The sequence below is a fragment of the Betaproteobacteria bacterium genome (assembly GCA_016720925.1).
GTDB lineage: Bacteria > Pseudomonadota > Gammaproteobacteria > Burkholderiales > Usitatibacteraceae > UKL13-2.
Genome location: JADKJR010000001.1, coordinates 260,907 through 277,387 on the forward strand (window position 1 = coordinate 260,907; position 16,481 = coordinate 277,387).

Below are 16,481 nucleotides of genomic sequence, written 5' to 3' on the forward strand. Positions count from 1 at the left end.
TCGGCTCTGGTATCCAATTTGACGGTAATGTCATTGGCGGAGGAGAGGACGCCGCCCTTCTTTGTTGTAGGAAAAGGAGAAGATTGACCCGGCAATTCTGACGTGAGCGCCTGCCTCCGACCGATTCGACCGGCAGCTTTGGGTCGCAACTTGACTTACAATCGACAGACCGTTTTCGGCCGAGGCTGTGTGGAAACTCATTTTATTCGCTGATAGCCGCAAAGGCGCGAACTGGATGTTTGTGATGGTCCAGAGATCATCAGAATGCGCGACGGTGGCACGAGAGTAATATTTGTTTCTCGCGAAGTTTGATCGCTCTGCGGCCGGCGAAGGCGCAAACAGGCGCTACACGGCCCGTAGCCTCAACACCCGCAGCAGTTCCTTGATCCCCAGGATCTGCATCACCCGCTTCAGGTTGTATGCCAGCACGTGCAGGCTCATTTCGGTGCGCACGTTGGCCAGCGTTTTCATCAGGAAGTGGGTGGCGCCCATCCAGTGCTTGAGGGTGCCGAATGGATGCTCGACCGTCTGCCGGCGAATGCGCATCATGTCGGGCCGCTGATCGAGCCTGGCCTGCATGTCGTCCAGCACCTGTTCATGCTCCCAGCGGGCAATCCGCCGGTAGTCGCTGGTGGTGCACTTGGCCTTCATCGGACATTGCGGACAGGCCGAGGACCAGTACTTGTGCAGCGTCTGTCCGTTCTCCACGGTCTTGAACCGCCAGATCGCCCGCTGTCCAGCCGGGCAGCGGTACGCATTTTCCTCGGCCAGGTAGATAAAGTCCTGCTTGTCGAAGCGCCCCTCGGCCAGGCTGTTGGAGGTCAGCGTCTTCGCCACCATCGGCGCCACACCGGCATCGACACAGGCCTTGATCTGCTCGCCCTTGAAGTAGCCCCGGTCGGCGACAGCCGTCAGCTTCTCGATCCCGGTGGCTGCCTGGGCCTCGGTGGCCATCGGTGCGAGTTGGTCGCGATCGATGCCTTCATTGAGGACGTCGTGGGCGGCGATCAGGTGGTGCTTGGCATCCACCGCCGTCTGCACGTTGTAGCCGACGATGCTCCCGCCCCGGCTCTTCATCGAGCGTGCATCCGGGTCCGTCAGCGACAACTGGCCATCGGGGCTCGCCTGCAGCGCCACGTCGATCATCCTGAGTTTGTCCATCTGCTCCTTCAACGCGGCAATCTTTTCCTGCAGGCGTTCTTTCTTCAGCTTGGCCACTGCCGGCTCGGCCCGGTCGGCGGTGTCCATCGCCTTCAGGTAGCGCTCAATGCTCTCTTCAATCTGCGTCATCCGCCGCTGCATCTTGGCGCTGGTGAAGTTCTTGTCCCGGTTGTTGACCGCCTTGAACTTGCTGCCGTCGATGGCCACCAGCGCCTCGGTGAACAAATTCAGTTGCCGGCACAGCACGACGAACTGCCGGCAGACCTTGCGGATCGCCGGCCCGTTGTCGCGACGAAAGTCGGCAATGGTCTTGAAGTCCGGCGCCAGACGCCCGGTCAGCCACATCAGTTCCACGTTGCGCTGGGCTTCGCGCTCCAGGCGGCGGCTCGATTGAATGCGATTGAGGTAGCCGTAGATATAGATCTTGAGCAGCAGTGCCGGGTGATATGCCGGCCGGCCGGTGACGGCAGGATCGGCCCCGGTAAAACCCAGACCCCGCAGATCGAGTTGATCGACAAACACGTCCACCACCCGCACCAGGCTTTCCTCAACCACATAGTCATCGAGGCACTCCGGTAACAATGTGGCCTGCGTGCGCTCTTGTCCCTGAATGAATCGTTTCATCGGGCAGCCTCACCGAAAATCGCGATTCTCCTGAAACGCTTTTCGCGCTATTCTCGTGGACAGCCAGGAAACGTTTTCACACAGCCTCGGCCGAAAGCGGGTGTCGGGTAATTGGCCTATCGCCTGAACCACTGCCTGACAGCGACAACAGCATTTTCCAGCGCCAGTTCAAGATTCGCAATCGGAACGTCCCAGTCCTGTCTCATTTCTCATCTTCCTTCGCTTCTACCGCTGCGGCATGAATCTGAACACTATTTGGCTTTTGGGGCGTCAATCCAAATTTGGCAGCATTCGCCTTCGTCGCTGGACAAGAAAATCGATCGCCCGGGATCGTTGAACGGCGAAAAACCGTGCTTTTCCACCCAGGCACTAATGGTCGAATCAATAAGCGCATAACTCATGTCGGGAACTCAAATTGATCGCAGGCAGGCCCTTTTAGAAGCCAAGGCTGACCGACCGGTCCTGCCGAGGCTGTGTGAAAACGACTCCGGAATATCGGAACAATTCAGGCGTGCCAAGGTCATAGCTACTCATTGATTTAGCGTAGCGAGGTCGCCCTGATGAAGCGCTTCATTCCTGCGGGAAAGTCGAACGCAAACCACGTTGCTTCCTGAGTGTCTTGATGACTATATCAGCGACGACAACCCGGTTCGCGTCGTTGATGTATTCGTCGAAGAACTGAACTTGGTCAAGCTCGGTTTTGAAAGCGCCACGGCAAGTGCCACGGGCCGTCCTGCCTACCACCCCGCCACGCTGCTCAAGATTTACATCTACGGCTACCTCAATCGCCTGCAATCGAGCCGACGCCTGGAACGCGAGACGGAACGCAATCTTGAACTGATCTGGCTCACGGGCCGATTGAGACCTGACTTCAAGACCATCGCCGATTTTCGCAAGGACAACGGACCCGCTATACGCCGCATCTGTAGTCAGTTCATTGTGTTGTGCCGGAACCTGAAGCTGTTCTCGGAAGCGATCGTGGCAATCGATGGCAGCAAGTTTAAAGCCGTCAACAACCGCGACAAGAACTTCACCGAACACAAGTTGAAGGCGCGCATGGCGCAAATTGAAGAAAGCGTCGGACGCTACCTAAGCGAACTCGATCGTGCCGATCGTAACCCCGCGGCGGTAAGTGAAGGCCGCGTTTCTCGCCTGAAAGAGAAGGTCAGCCGACTCAAGGAGCAGATGCGGCGCTTGCAAGACATTGGTGAGCAACTTCAAGCCGCGCCTGACCATCAGGTGTCGCTACCGACCCCGACGCACGCTCCATGGCTACCAGTGGACGCGGCACCGGCATGGTGGGCTACAACGTGCAAACCGTCGTTGATGCCCGGCATCATCTGATCGTCGCCCATCAGGTCACCAATGTGGGTCACGACCGGCAACAACTCTCGACAATGGCGCAGCAAGCCGTGCAGGCAACGGGCAATCAAGCGCTCACGGTGCTGGCTGACCGAGGCTATTTCAATGGCGAGCAGATCCGAGAATGCGAGCAACAGGGTATCAACACGCTTGTGCCCAAGCCGCTCACGTCCAACAACAAGGCCGCCGGGCGCTTTGACAAGCGTGATTTCACTTACCTCGCCGAGCGCAATGAATACCGGATGCCCTGCGGGGCAAAGCGCGATTTGGCGTCAGACGACAGTCGAAAAGGGCATGACCCTTCATCGATACTGGTCCTCGGCATGCCCAAAGTGTCCGATGAAAGCGCAATGCACGACCGGCACGAATCGACGCGTGACGCGCTGGGAGCACGAGGACATTCTTGAGCGCATGCAAGACCGGCTTGAGCAGAACCCGGACGCCTCCCGCCAGCGGCGCTCGACGGTTGAGCATCCTTATGGAACGCTCAAGGCATGGATGGGTGCCACGCATTTCCTGACCAAGACACTGCCGCGCGTCAGTACCGAAATGAGCTTGCATGTGTTGGCGTATAACCTGAAGCGAATGATGAAAATTCAAGGCATCAAGGCGCTAATAGCGATGCTGAAAGGACAACAAGCGGTGGCTTGAACGCCAATTTGCTCAAGAAAAGAACGACCTACTCAAAAACGTTCCCGCGTAGACCGGGACGCGTCATTCTCAGCGACACAATATTTATGTTTTCACACAGCCTCGGTCGTTACCTGCCTGTCAGCCTCTTTAAAAGCCGTCGTTCGCCAACTTACGGGCCAGAAAACTTGACGATCCGACGCGTGTCGAAAGTGGCAGCTCGAATGTGGCGGAGTCGACAAAGCGAATTAGCGATTTTTGAAATCGTGCGAAGCCAACGTCTGGCACGCTTAACAATCACGACCGCACCCGTTGGCAATCAGGCAGATCGACGATTGCACTCTCGTTCCTTGTAACCTTTTTTGCTCCCAAAGGGCGCGGTGATATTGTCCGGTGCGCCATCGGAAAGCGCGATGCAACAAGGAAGCAGCAGGCCGAGGATCAGGCGGCTGGCAATGGCAGACGATCAGCGCCGAAACGGTTTCGGAAACGTCGCCACGCTCGCATTGCCATTCTTGTCGATGGCCTGCAAGCCAAACACGACGTTGTCCTTCGATACGCCAATGACGGTGGCACGCGTCACGTTGCCGAAATCCTCGCTCTTCTGCCAAAACGGCGCGGTGGTTTCTCGCCACAGCACACGGTAGCCGACGACGTCCGGTTCCGGGTTGGCTTTCCAACGGAAGGTGGTGTTGTTTTCCAGGAACAAGTTTTCCATCAACACGTCTTGCGGCACGGAAGGGCCGAGTGCCAGGGACGCGAGTGCTGCGGCATTGACGCGCGCCACATCGGCGGCGTATGCAAAATCGACAAACTCGGGCAGGTCGCCGAATTGCACGCCGTTTTCCAGGCGTACGTTCTGATGCTGGTGACGGAAATCCTCGTTCGGTTCGGTCATGCGCACGGCCGCGTAACCGGCGTCGAGAAACGGAAAATGATCGCCGCCACGTAGATAGCGGTCGCGACGGTAAATCAGTTCGACTTTCATGCCCGGCACGTAGCGCTCGCCGGCCTGCTTGATAAACCGGCCGAGCTGGCGCGGAGCGGAATCGTTCTCGCCGCCGGTGCGGATCAGCGTGAGCATCTCATCGGGCATTTCTTTCAGCGGTGGAATGCCTTCCGCAAACAGGCGCACGCGATGCTTGTCGATTTTGCCATCCGAGCCTTTGCTGTTGCCGACGATGTCGTTGGTGATCATGCCGGCGATGTTCAGGCCTTTCGCTTTGGCGGCCTTGGCGAAAAAGGTGGCGCCGAGGAGCCCCTGCTCTTCACCCGCCACTGTCATAAATATCAGCGTTGCGTGGAATTTGTATTTCGACATGACGCAGGCCATTTCAATCACCGCTGCGGTGCCGGATGCATCATCATTGGCACCGGGCGCGAAACCGTCAGGATCGGTTGGCGCGCCGCGCATCGAATCGTAATGACCGCTGGCGACATACATGCGGTCGCGGCTTTCGGGTTGCTCACCCGGCAAGGTCGCCACCACATTGACGATCGGCGTGGGCTGCGGAATGCGCGCGCTGACCGGCGCGAGATGTTCATCGAATTCCACTTTCATGCGGTCGCCATTCGCGGCACTACAGCGTTCCAGCTCACCCTTGATCCAGCGTCGCGCGGCGCCGATTCCCTTGGCGTCGCTGGTGGTGTCGGAGAGCGAATTGCGGGTTTCAAAGCTCACCAGTTTGCGAATGGTGGCTTCGATGCGTTTCGCGGAAATTTCCTTGACGATTTTCTCGATATCGGCATTCTTCTTGGGCGGCGCGGCCAGCGTGGCTACACTGAAGCCAAGCAAGAGCAAGCAAAGGAACACGGGACGCATGAGCAAACCTTCCGGTAGTGAAAACACAGCCGATATTACGCCGCGAAATTGTTGCGCCGGGGCAAAATAGTATCGATGATGGTTACTTCTTGCTGCCGCACTCGTCCCGAAAATTGATTTCCCGCAATTTCTGCATGTAAGTGTATAAAAATACAGCAGTTTTTTAAAATGAACCGCGAAAGTCTTACGAAGTCACTTTAGGTTTGAAATCTATCTTATTAATTATCAACAAAGTTTTCCACAGAATATTTTATTGAAGAATACGCGCTAAGTCCCTGACTCGTAACGAAAAAATCTTGATTACCCGCTTGACCGCGGGTTTTTTTATGCCTATAGTGCCCACAAGTGGTGAAAAGTGGGATTTTCGGGAGTTTCTCGAAAATCTTGAGGCTTTTCATTTAAAAAAAACCGTAAAGGGGTGAGCAGATCGTGTTTCAGGGTGCGTCAGAACTTAACTTGGACGTAAAGGGCCGCATGGCGATCCCGGTGAAGCATCGTGATCCATTGTCCGCGCCCAGCGACGGCAAGCTCGTGATGACGGCGCATCCTGAGGGCTGTTTGCTCCTGTATCCGCTTAAGCACTGGCAGCCGATCAGCGAAAAGCTGATGGCCTTTCCCAGCCTCGATCGTACCGCCAGCATCTGGAAGCGCTTGCTGATCGGTTTTGCCGAAGAGCATGTACTCGATACCAATGGACGCGTGCTGATTTCTCCCGAGCTGCGGAAATATGCGGGGATCGAAAAGCTGGTGATGTTTATCGGCCAGGGAACACATTTCGAAATCTGGAATGCGAGCGCCTGGGAAGCGCAATTGAAATCGCTGACATCCGGCGCGGCAGGCCTGCCGCCCGGCACAGAAAACTTTTCCCTCTAGCGGGCGGCATGAATGAACTCACAAATGCGCCCGCTGAACCGTCGCCTGCTCACATCACGGTGTTGCTGCGCGAGGCGGTTGAGGCGTTGGCCATCAAGCCAGACGGCACATACGTCGATGGCACATTTGGCCGCGGCGGACACTCACGCGCCATTCTGGAACGGCTGGGAGCAAATGGGCGACTGATCGCCATCGACCGCGATCCGTGCGCGGTTGAAGCGGGCGAGGCGCTGGCGAAGACAGATAAACGTTTTTCGATGCACCACGTGGCAATGAGTGAATTGGGCGACGTGCTGGAGGAAGTTTTCGGCGGCAGAAAACAGGTACTGGATGGAATGCTGGCGGACTTGGGGGTTTCGTCGCCGCAGCTGGATGAACAGGATCGCGGATTCAGTTTTCGCTTCGATGGACCGCTCGACATGCGCATGGATACCACGCGTGGCGAAACCGTCGAGGCGTGGTTGAACCGCGCCGAAGAACAAGAAATCGGGGAGGTTATCTGGCGCTATGGTGAAGAACGGTTTGCTAGGCAGATTGCAAGAGCGGTTATTGCGGCAAGGGTCATCGGACGTATTCGGACGACGCGCGAGCTTGCCGAGCTCGTGGGTAAAACCGTCCGGACGCGCGAGCCGGGCCAGCACCCCGCAACCCGCACGTTTCAGGCTCTTCGGATTTTCATCAATCAAGAGCTTGAAGAAGTAGAGCAGGTTTTACCGCAAGCGATGGATGGCTTGCGGACTGGAGGCAGGTTGGTCGTTATCGCGTTTCATTCGCTGGAAGATCGAATCGTCAAGCGTTTCATGCAGAACGCGGCGAAGGCGGATCACCTGCCCTCAAAATTGCCGATTCGCGCCAATGAAGTCAACGACGCGACCCTGAAAATCATCGGGAAGCCAGTCCGGGCCACCGATGCGGAAGTTGCGGCCAACCCGCGCGCGCGCTCGGCGATCATGCGGACGGCACAGAAACTATGACGCGCCTGAACACAATGCTGCTGCTCGTGCTGATTGGCTGCGCATTGTCAGTCGTGACCTCGCAACACCAGGCCCGCAAACTTTTCATTGAGCTGCAAACGCAGCAAGATGCAGAACGCAAGCTCGACAACGAGTGGCGCGAGCTGCAGATCGAATCGCAGACACAGGGAAATGGCAAACGCATTGAGCAAAAAGCGTCGCACGACCTGGGAATGAGTCAGCCCGACCCGAAGAAAACCGTGATCGTCGTGCTCGATGGCCCGCCGCCTAAAGTCGACAGCAAATCCGGAGGCGCCAAGTGAAACATACTTCCCGGCGCCTTGAACCAAATCTGCGGCTGAAACTGGAAGGCTGGCGCTCGCGCGCGGTGCTGTTGCTTTGTCTCGGGGCATTCGGTTCGCTGCTGGTGCGCGCGTTTTACCTGCAGGGACTCAATAACGACTTCCTGCAGGCAAAGGGCGAGGCGCGCTTCATGCGTGTCGTTGAGATGCCGGCATCGCGCGGCGCCGTGATGGATCGCAACGGTAAACCGCTGGCCATTTCCTCGCCAGTCGAGTCGATTTGGGCCAGCCCGTCCGAAATGGAAATCAACAATGCGCAACTCGCGGGCCTTGCCAAGGCGCTCAACATGGATAGTAGGACGCTGTCGACGCGCCTGGCGGAAAAGGACAAGAATTTCGTCTGGCTGAAGCGCCAGTTGTCGCCGGATCAGGCTGCGCGCGTGATCGCGCTGAAAATCCCTGGTGTTTTCCAGCAGCGCGAGTTTCGCCGTTTCTATCCGGCCGGCGACGTGACCGCTCATGTAATTGGTTTCACCGGGCAAGAAGACCAGGGCCAGGAAGGCATCGAGCTCGCGCAGCAAGCGCTGTTGTCAGGCTCGCCCGGCCAACGGCGGGTGATCAAGGATCGCAAAGGGCGCATCGTCGAGGACATTGAGAACCTGAAGGTGCCGCGCGAAGGCAAGCCGCTAAAGCTTTCGATCGATGAGCGCTTTCAGTATCTCGCTCATCGCGAACTGAAGGCGGCGGTTGACGCCAACAAAGCCAAGGGCGGCGCGCTCGTCATGCTCGATGCCAAAACCGGTGAAGTATTGGCACTGGTCAACCAGCCGGATTACAACCCGAACAACCGCGCGAACTGGAATCCGAAGCAGGCACGCAACCGCAGCGTCACGGACACCTTTGAACCTGGCTCGACCTTCAAACCATTTGCGGTGTCAGCCGCATTGGAGGCCGGTATCGTCAAGCCCGAGACCGTCATCACGACCGGGCCGGGGCTGACGATCGGCGCAAAGACGATCACCGATTTACCGCATCGCTCCGAACAGCTGTCGGTTGCCGAGATCATCCAGAAATCGAGCAACATCGGCACCGCCAAGATCGCGCTGCAATTGCCATCGGAGAAATTGTGGAATCTGTATAACGAGCTCGGTTTCGGCAGCGTGCCGAAGACCGGCTTTCCTGGGGAGGCCAGCGGTCGCCTGCGTGCCGTCAAGTCATGGAAACCAATCGAACAGGCAACGATGGGCTACGGCTATGGGGTATCGGTCAGTGCGCTCCAATTGGCCCGCGCGTACACCATATTCACCAATAACGGCGTGCTGTTGCCGGCGACTTTTCTCAAGCGCGATGGCGACGTGATCGGCAAGCAGATCCTGACCGCGAAGACGGCAAAGACGATGTCGCAAATGCTGGAAACCGTGACGCAGGCTGGTGGCACGGCAACCAAGGGCGCGGTACCGGGCTATCGCATTGGCGGGAAAACCGGCACGGCGCACAAGCTGGTGAACGGCGAATACGCGGACCATCTCTATGTTTCTTCCTTTGTTGGCTTTGGGCCAGCGTCGAACCCGCGCTACATCATTGCCGTGACCATTGATGAGCCGTCAGCAGGCAAACACTTTGGCGGCGATGTGTCGGCGCCGGTATTTTCCAACGTCATGTCGCAGGCGCTGCGCATGAGCGGCGTGCTGCCGGATGCGCCGCGACTGCGTGAAGCCAGTGCCATGCCGATGTTGAAGGAACGGGGATGATGTCCGCCGAATTGCGACCTGGCCAGGCGCCGAGTCCCGAACTGACCACTGCATCCGTACGAAATGATGCGTGCGCGCCTGATGCGGTGAATGCGCTTGAGGCCGATTTCACCGAGCGCCAATTGGCAAACGCGCTGGCAGCGTTGCCGATACCGGTGAATGAAGTCACCTCCAGCAGCCGCGAAGCACGGCGGGGCATCGCATTCCTGGCCTATCCGGGCGCTGTGCGTGACGGACGTGATTTCATTGGCGATGCCGTGCTGCGCGGCGCCGCGGCGGTGTTGTATGAAGCCAAGGGCTTTGTCTGGAACACTGATTGGAAAGTGCCGCACCTCGGTGTACCCGATCTCAAGGCGCACGCGAGCCAGATCGCGGGCGTTGTTTATGGGCATCCGGCGGACGCGCTATGGATGACCGGCGTCACCGGCACGAATGGCAAGACGTCTGTCTCGCAATGGATTTCGAAGGCCATGGAACTGGCCGGACGAAAATCCGCCGTGATCGGTACGATTGGCAACGGCCTCGTGGGGAACTTGCAGCCATCGGACAACACCACGCCGGATGCGGCCGCGCTACAGCGTATGCTGCGTGACTATTTGCACGCGGGTGCCACGGCGTGTGCGATGGAGGTCTCCAGCCACGGGCTCGACCAGGGCCGCGTCGCCGATATCAAGTATGACGTGGCGGTGTTCACCAATCTTACCCGTGATCATCTCGATTATCACGGCACGATGGAACAGTATGGTGAAGCGAAGGCCCGTTTGTTTGACCAGCGTGGTGTGAAGCACGCCGTGATCAATGTGGATGATGCATTTGGTGCGATGCTTGCCGCGCGATTGGCCAATCGACCGGATGTCGAGGTGATTCGCTACAGCATGCGGCAGAGTGGAGCCGCCGCCAATCTGGCGGCCCGGAATGTCGCCGTTTCGCCCAGCGGACTCAGTTTTGATGTCGCGGGAAAATTTGGAACGGCTACTGTCGAGTCGGATATTCTCGGCGCGTTCAATGTAGGTAACCTGCTCGCGGTGATCGGCACCCTGATCGCGAGCGGCATGACCCTGGCGCAAGCTGCGGAACTCGCCGGCAGACTGCCGCCGGTCCGCGGGCGCATGCAGACTGTGCGCGTGGGGAACAAGATCGGCGGCAACACCGGTGAAAAGCCCCTGGTGGTGGTCGATTACGCGCACACGCCCGATGCGCTGGAAAAGGCGCTGTCCACCATCGCCGCCATCGTCCCTGAAAACGGACGGCTGATTTCGGTTTTTGGCTGTGGTGGCGACCGCGATCGCGGCAAACGTCCGCTGATGGGCGCGATATCCGCGCGCTACGCCGACGTCACTATCATCACGTCCGATAATCCACGCACCGAGGACCCACAACGCATCATCGCCGACATTGAAGCCGGTATCGACGCTGGCCTCAAAGTGGGTAACGAACGCGGAAATGCAAAGGGTGCAGCGCACTACCGTGCGGTTGTCGACCGGCAACAGGGAATTTACGAGGCGCTGAACGAGGCGCGGCCCGGGGACATCGTTTTCATTGCCGGCAAGGGCCACGAGGATTACCAGATCATTGGTGAGACAAGGCATCACTTCAGCGATGTGGAAGTTGCACAGGAAGCGTTGTCGGCATGGCGTGGAGGCCGTTCATGAGCAGCGGCTTTTCGATGCGATTGGCGGATGTCGCGCGCGCGCTGGGTGCGTCTGATGTGGAAAGCGACATCGAATTGACCGGCGTATCGACAGATACGCGCACGCTCATGGCTGGCGACTTGTTCGTTGCACTCAAGGGCGAAAACTTTGACGGCCATGAATATCTGGCCAAGGCCGCGGCGCAGGGAGCGGTGGCTGCCCTGGTTGAGCGTACGGTCTCCGGTGTCGCGTTGCCGCAGGTTGTCGTTGGCGATGCGCGCCTGGCGTTTGGCCGCATCGGCTCGCTGTGGCGTAAGCGATTCAACGTTCCGACGCTGGCGATAACCGGTAGCAACGGCAAGACCACAGTGAAGGAAATGTTGCGCGGCATTTTGGTCGCGCACACCGGAAATGACGGTGAAGTACTGGCCACTGAAGGCAATCTAAACAACGACATCGGCGTGCCGCAGATGCTGTTGCGTTTGCGTCCACGGCATCGTTATGCGGTGTTCGAGCTGGGCATGAATCATCTGGGCGAAATCGATTACCTCGCGCGCCTGGTGGAGCCGGACGTCGCGATGGTGATCATGGCGGGTACGGCACACATCGGCGAACTTGGCAGCCGCGAGGCAATTGCCCAGGCGAAGGGGGAAATTTACGGCGCCCTGAAGCCGGAAGGCATTGCCGTGGTCAACATGCATGATCGGTTTGGCAATCTTTGGCGAAATCAAGTGCAGGAGCATCGCGTCGTTGGTTTCGGTGTTTCGCCGCAAGATGATGTGGTCGGCACTTTCAGTCCTGACGCTCTCGGCATATCCAGCAACGGTCAGAAAATCACCGTGCGCCTTCGGGTGCCCGGCGAACACAATCAGACCAATGCACTTGCCGCGGCGGCAGGTGCCTGCGCGCTGGGCATTCCCCTGGAAACCATTCGCCGGGGGCTCGAAAGATTTGCCGGGGTACCGGGACGACTGCGAACGTTTACCGGCCACAATTCTGCCACCATCATCGACGACACTTACAACGCCAATCCTGACTCGGTCAAAGCGGCGATCCGCGTGCTTGCGGCCAGGAAACCTCCACGCTATCTGGTACTCGGGGACATGGGTGAACTGGGCGAAAACAGTGCAGCGATGCATCGCGAAGTGGGTGCATTTGCCCATGAGGCCGGCATTGAAAAAATATTTGCCTTGGGCGCCATGTCGCGAGAGACCGTTGCAGCTTTCGGTGCCGAAGCGTCACTTTTCAGCACCGTGGATGCCCTTGTTTCATCTCTGAGGCCGCTACTCGGATCGCAAACGACCGTGCTCGTGAAAGGCTCGCGCTTCATGCAAATGGAACGCGTGGTCGAAAAACTTGTGCCGAATTACGGCGGAGGCCATCACTAAATGCGCTTCGTTTTGACATTTGAAAATGAGGTGCGCGCCGAGGGTCCGCGGATGCGGGGGTCGGCACTCACAGATTGTACGAGCCGCAATCTCGGAGGGCGCCACTAATGCTTCTGGAACTATTCCAATGGCTGGCCAAGGACATTCGCGCATTCAGTGTTTTCCAGTACATCACGTTGCGGGCGGTGCTGGCTGCCATGACGGCGCTGGCGATCTCGTTTATGGTCGGGCCGCGGATGATCAGGAGGCTCACCGCGATGAAGATCGGACAATCGGTGAGGGATGACGGCCCGCAAACGCACCTGATCAAGGCCGGCACGCCAACCATGGGCGGCGCGTTGATTCTGACCTCCGTCGCGATCACAACCTTGCTGTGGGGTGATCTTGAAAACCGCTATATGTGGGCCTGCCTAGTCACCACCATCGGCTTTGGCGTGATCGGCTGGATTGATGATTATCGCAAGGTTGTCCATCGCAATCCAAAGGGATTGTCGGCACGCACCAAGATGTTCTGGCAAACCGTGATTGCGGCATTGGCACTTTCTTACCTTGCGTATCGGGCCAACCTGCCGCAACAGACCGATTTGATCGTGCCGTTCTTCAAGACCGTGGCGATTCCGCTCGGTACCATCGGCTTTATCGTGCTCGGCTGGTTCGTGGTGGTCGGCTTTTCCAACGCGGTCAATCTCACCGACGGACTCGATGGTCTCGCCATCATGCCGACGGTGATGGTGGCGGGCGCCCTGGCCATCTTCGCCTACGTCGCGGGTAACCGGGTGTTCTCGACCTATCTCGGCGTGCCCCACATTCCCGGCGCGGGCGAGCTTGCCATTTTCTGTGGCGCGATTGCCGGCGCGGGGCTGGCGTTCCTGTGGTTCAACGCCTATCCGGCGGAAGTGTTCATGGGTGACGTCGGCGCCTTGGCGTTGGGCGGCGCGCTGGGATTGATCGCCGTGATCTGTCGCCAGGAAATCGTGCTGATCATCATGGGGGGCGTGTTTGTCGTCGAGACACTCTCGGTAATCATTCAGGTGATCAGCTTCAAGCTGACCGGCAAGCGTGTGTTTCGCATGGCGCCGTTGCATCACCACTATGAATTGAAGGGGTGGAAAGAGAACCAGGTCGTGGTGCGCTTCTGGATCATCACGATGCTGTTGGTGTTGTTTGGGCTTTCGACGTTGAAGTTGAGATGAACCCCATGGCGCATTCTCAATTTACTGCCGTTCGTGCTGAGCCTGTCGAAGCAATGGAAGCCACGTGGGGTCAACGCGATGCATCCAACCCTTCGACATGCTCAAGGCAATCGGGGCTATTCGTAGGCATCGAAGTGCAAAACACAAGTGCTGGCGAGGCGTTTCGGCCATTTGTGGCCTGGAAGCCGCTCCAGTGCTTGACTTTGTCACTAAAGCGCTAGGCGATGGAGCACGGAGGTGAGCTGGCATGACAAAAGCATTCTTGTTCTTGGCGCGGGTGACACCGGCGTCTCCGTCGTCCGATGGGCCGAACGAGTGGGTGCTCGTGTGCGAATCGCCGACACGCGTGCAAATCCTCCCGGCCTCGACAAATTGCGACGCAAGCATCCTGGAGCAGAGTTCGTTGCCGGCGCCTACTGTGACGCCCTCTTTCGCGACGCCGAACTCATTGTTGCAAGCCCGGGCGTGGCCGTTGCTGGGCCCGCGTGTGACCCGGCCGTCGCGCGGGCGGTCGCTCAAAGGAAGAAGTTCGTTGGGGATGTCGAGCTTTTTGCGTGGGAACAAATCGAGTTAGCAGAGAAAGGCAAGCGACCCAAAATGATCGGCATCACCGGCTCAAATGGCAAATCCACCGTCACCGCGATGGCGGGGGCGATGTGTCGCGCCGCCGGCCTGAAGACCGTGGTCGCGGGAAATATCGGGCTGCCGGTGATCGACGCAATGCTCGACGCGCAAGACAATGGGCAGCCTGACGCATACGTCGTCGAACTGTCGAGCTTTCAACTGGAGACAACGTGTTCATTGCAGGTGGACGCCGCGACGATGCTGAATCTCTCGCAGGATCACCTGGATCGGTACCGGTCGATGGACGACTACGCGGCGGCCAAGCAACGCATTTTTGCGGATGCACGGCATCAGGTGCTGAACCGTGACGACGCCGCCAGTCTTGCCATGCGCGACGGTCGCATGACCTTGAGCACCTTCGGAATCGACGCCGCGCCAGGCGAACGCGACTTCGGCATCGCCGGAGGCTGGCTTGTTGAAGGAAAAAACCGCCTGCTATCGCTGAACGACATGCCGGTCGCCGGATTGCACAATGTGGCCAATGCACTTGCGGCATTCGCGCTTTGTCGTGCTATCGGCTGCGAGGCTGAAATGCTCGCGACCGGGCTGCGCGAATTCAAGGGCCTTCCGCATCGCGTCGAGAATGTCGGGGTCATCAATGGCGTCACGTTCTACGACGACTCGAAGGGCACCAATGTCGGCTCGACCGTCGCTGCTCTGAACGGCATGACAGTGCCGGTGATACTGATTGCCGGTGGTATTGGCAAGGAGCAGGATTTTGCGCCGCTCGCCGAACCGGTGCGTAAACGCGCGAGATCAGTGGTGCTGATCGGCAAGGACGCACGCTTGATCGAATCCGCCATTACGTCGGCGCGCGCCGCCATCACGCACGCCGGCAGCATGGCCGACGCGGTGGAGAAGGCATTTTCAAACGCCGTGCCCGGCGATGCCGTGTTGCTCTCGCCAGCATGCTCCAGCTTCGACATGTTCAGGAACTACAACCATCGTGGTGAAGTGTTTGCGAAATGCGTGGCGGAATTGAAAAACCGCGTGGAGACAGGACATGCTGTATAGCCCCGCCTCGCCTCGTGCCGAACTGGACTTGTCGCTATTCTGGAGCGTGGTCCTGTTGCTCTCGATTGGGCTGGTGATGGTCTATTCCGCATCGATTGCCATGGCCGAAGCCGAAAAAATGAGCGGCTATCGCATGTCCTATTTCCTGATACGGCACGCAATTTATCTGGCACTGGGCGTGGTCGCCGCGTTTATCGCCTTTCAGGTTCCTGTTTCCATGTGGCAGAAGTTCGCACCCCTGTTGTTCGTTGTTGGCGTCATGCTGCTGGTGATTGTGTTGATTCCCGGACTCGGCCGCAAAGTCAACGGCAGCCAGCGGTGGATCTCGCTGGGATTCATGACCATGCAGCCGTCGGAACTGATGAAGTTCTTCGCGGTGCTGTACGCCGCCGACTACACGGTGCGCAAGGCGGCGTTCATGCACGATTTCAAAAAAGGATTTCTGCCGATGCTGTCGGTGATGGCCTTTGTTGGTTGCCTGTTGCTGGTGGAACCGGACTTTGGCGCGCTGGTGGTGATCACCCTGACCGCCATGGCGATTCTCTTTCTCGGCGGGTTGAACTGGCGCGTATTTGCCGGTCTGATCGTGTTGCTGGCCGCGGCGTTCGTGGCAATGATCATCCTGTCGCCCTATCGCCTGCAGCGCATCGTCGGTTTCATGGACCCATGGGCGGATGCCTATGGAAAAGGCTATCAGCTCTCGCATTCGCTGATCGCGTTTGGTCGTGGTGAATGGCTGGGCGTGGGTCTCGGTGGCAGTGTTGAAAAACTATTCTACCTGCCGGAAGCGCATACCGACTTCCTGCTCGCCGTGGTCGCGGAAGAACTGGGTTTTGTCGGCGTCGCGACCGTACTCGGCTTGTTCGTGCTGCTGATCTATCGCGCGTTCATGGTCGGACGCGAATCGATGATGCGCGAAAAATATTTCGCGGCGCTGGTCGCGCAGGGCATCGGCGTATGGCTGTCCGTGCAGGCGTTCATCAACATGGGCGTGAACATGGGTTTGCTGCCAACCAAGGGATTGACGTTGCCATTCCTCTCGTACGGTGGCACGGGCATCGTCGTCAACTGTGTCGCGGTTGCGATCCTGCTGCGTATCGATGCGGAAAACAGAACACCGCCTGCCTCCAGCAAGGGAGTGCGGAAGGGATGA

At 58.4% G+C, this 16,481-nt stretch carries 11 protein-coding genes and 1 pseudogene; 10 read left to right on the forward strand and 2 right to left on the reverse strand.

The features are described from left to right. Positions 1–345: 345 nt before the first annotated feature. Positions 346–1,785, reverse strand: a complete 1,440-nt coding sequence (locus IPP88_01335) for an IS1182 family transposase (protein ID MBL0121410.1) — start codon at positions 1,783–1,785, stop codon at positions 346–348. A 576-nt stretch (positions 1,786–2,361) separates the two neighbouring features. On the opposite strand from IPP88_01335, the pseudogene IPP88_01340 reads away from it, so the two are divergent. After that, a pseudogene (locus IPP88_01340) lies at positions 2,362–3,798 on the forward strand (IS1182 family transposase). 445 nt (positions 3,799–4,243) lie between these two features. On the opposite strand, the gene IPP88_01345 reads toward IPP88_01340, so the two are convergent. Continuing rightward, complete coding sequence (locus IPP88_01345) at positions 4,244–5,599, reverse strand: M28 family peptidase (protein ID MBL0121411.1); 1,356 nt, start codon at positions 5,597–5,599, stop codon at positions 4,244–4,246. 429 nt (positions 5,600–6,028) lie between these two features. Here IPP88_01345 and mraZ point away from each other — a divergent pair, with 429 nt between their 5' ends. The 9 genes from mraZ (at position 6,029) to ftsW (ending at position 16,481) form a co-directional block, all read left to right on the forward strand. After that, the gene (gene mraZ / locus IPP88_01350) at positions 6,029–6,472 is read left to right on the forward strand and encodes a division/cell wall cluster transcriptional repressor MraZ (GenBank protein MBL0121412.1); all 444 of its coding nucleotides are present in this window, start codon (positions 6,029–6,031) and stop codon (positions 6,470–6,472) included. An 8-nt stretch (positions 6,473–6,480) separates the two neighbouring features. Then, positions 6,481–7,446, forward strand: a complete 966-nt coding sequence (gene rsmH, locus IPP88_01355) for a 16S rRNA (cytosine(1402)-N(4))-methyltransferase RsmH (GenBank protein ID MBL0121413.1) — start codon at positions 6,481–6,483, stop codon at positions 7,444–7,446. After that, positions 7,443–7,748 carry a cell division protein FtsL gene (ftsL, locus tag IPP88_01360; GenBank protein ID MBL0121414.1) on the forward strand — a complete coding sequence of 102 codons (306 nt, stop codon included), beginning with the start codon at positions 7,443–7,445 and terminating at the stop codon, positions 7,746–7,748. Before rsmH ends, ftsL begins: the two co-directional genes overlap by 4 nt. Further along, positions 7,745–9,478 carry a penicillin-binding protein 2 gene (locus tag IPP88_01365; protein MBL0121415.1) on the forward strand — a complete coding sequence of 578 codons (1,734 nt, stop codon included), beginning with the start codon at positions 7,745–7,747 and terminating at the stop codon, positions 9,476–9,478. The genes ftsL and IPP88_01365 overlap by 4 nt, the downstream gene beginning before the upstream one ends. Further along, a complete protein-coding gene (locus IPP88_01370) occupies positions 9,478–11,130 on the forward strand; it encodes a UDP-N-acetylmuramoyl-L-alanyl-D-glutamate--2,6-diaminopimelate ligase (GenBank protein ID MBL0121416.1) in 1,653 nt (550 codons plus the stop codon). Before IPP88_01365 ends, IPP88_01370 begins: the two co-directional genes overlap by 1 nt. Next, on the forward strand, positions 11,127–12,497 hold the full coding sequence (gene murF, locus IPP88_01375; protein MBL0121417.1) for a UDP-N-acetylmuramoyl-tripeptide--D-alanyl-D-alanine ligase: 1,371 nt from the start codon (positions 11,127–11,129) through the stop codon (positions 12,495–12,497). Before IPP88_01370 ends, murF begins: the two co-directional genes overlap by 4 nt. Before the next feature lie 107 nt (positions 12,498–12,604). Beyond that, positions 12,605–13,690, forward strand: a complete 1,086-nt coding sequence (locus tag IPP88_01380; GenBank protein MBL0121418.1) for a phospho-N-acetylmuramoyl-pentapeptide-transferase — start codon at positions 12,605–12,607, stop codon at positions 13,688–13,690. 237 nt (positions 13,691–13,927) lie between these two features. Next, positions 13,928–15,328, forward strand: a complete 1,401-nt coding sequence (gene murD / locus IPP88_01385; protein ID MBL0121419.1) for a UDP-N-acetylmuramoyl-L-alanine--D-glutamate ligase — start codon at positions 13,928–13,930, stop codon at positions 15,326–15,328. After that, the gene (gene ftsW / locus IPP88_01390) at positions 15,318–16,481 is read left to right on the forward strand and encodes a putative lipid II flippase FtsW (GenBank protein MBL0121420.1); all 1,164 of its coding nucleotides are present in this window, start codon (positions 15,318–15,320) and stop codon (positions 16,479–16,481) included. Before murD ends, ftsW begins: the two co-directional genes overlap by 11 nt.

What these genes read in the sequence shown, in the direction of transcription:
- IPP88_01380 (MBL0121418.1), top strand. Translation starts at nt 12,605, where the DNA reads ATGCTTCTGGAACTATTCCAATGGCTGGCCAAGGACATTCGCGCATTC.
- murF (MBL0121417.1), top strand. Translation starts at nt 11,127, where the DNA reads ATGAGCAGCGGCTTTTCGATGCGATTGGCGGATGTCGCGCGCGCGCTG.
- ftsW (MBL0121420.1), top strand. Translation starts at nt 15,318, where the DNA reads ATGCTGTATAGCCCCGCCTCGCCTCGTGCCGAACTGGACTTGTCGCTA.
- IPP88_01335 (MBL0121410.1), bottom strand. Translation starts at nt 1,785, where the DNA reads ATGAAACGATTCATTCAGGGACAAGAGCGCACGCAGGCCACATTGTTA.
- IPP88_01370 (MBL0121416.1), top strand. Translation starts at nt 9,478, where the DNA reads ATGTCCGCCGAATTGCGACCTGGCCAGGCGCCGAGTCCCGAACTGACC.
- ftsL (MBL0121414.1), top strand. Translation starts at nt 7,443, where the DNA reads ATGACGCGCCTGAACACAATGCTGCTGCTCGTGCTGATTGGCTGCGCA.
- IPP88_01345 (MBL0121411.1), bottom strand. Translation starts at nt 5,599, where the DNA reads ATGCGTCCCGTGTTCCTTTGCTTGCTCTTGCTTGGCTTCAGTGTAGCC.
- rsmH (MBL0121413.1), top strand. Translation starts at nt 6,481, where the DNA reads ATGAATGAACTCACAAATGCGCCCGCTGAACCGTCGCCTGCTCACATC.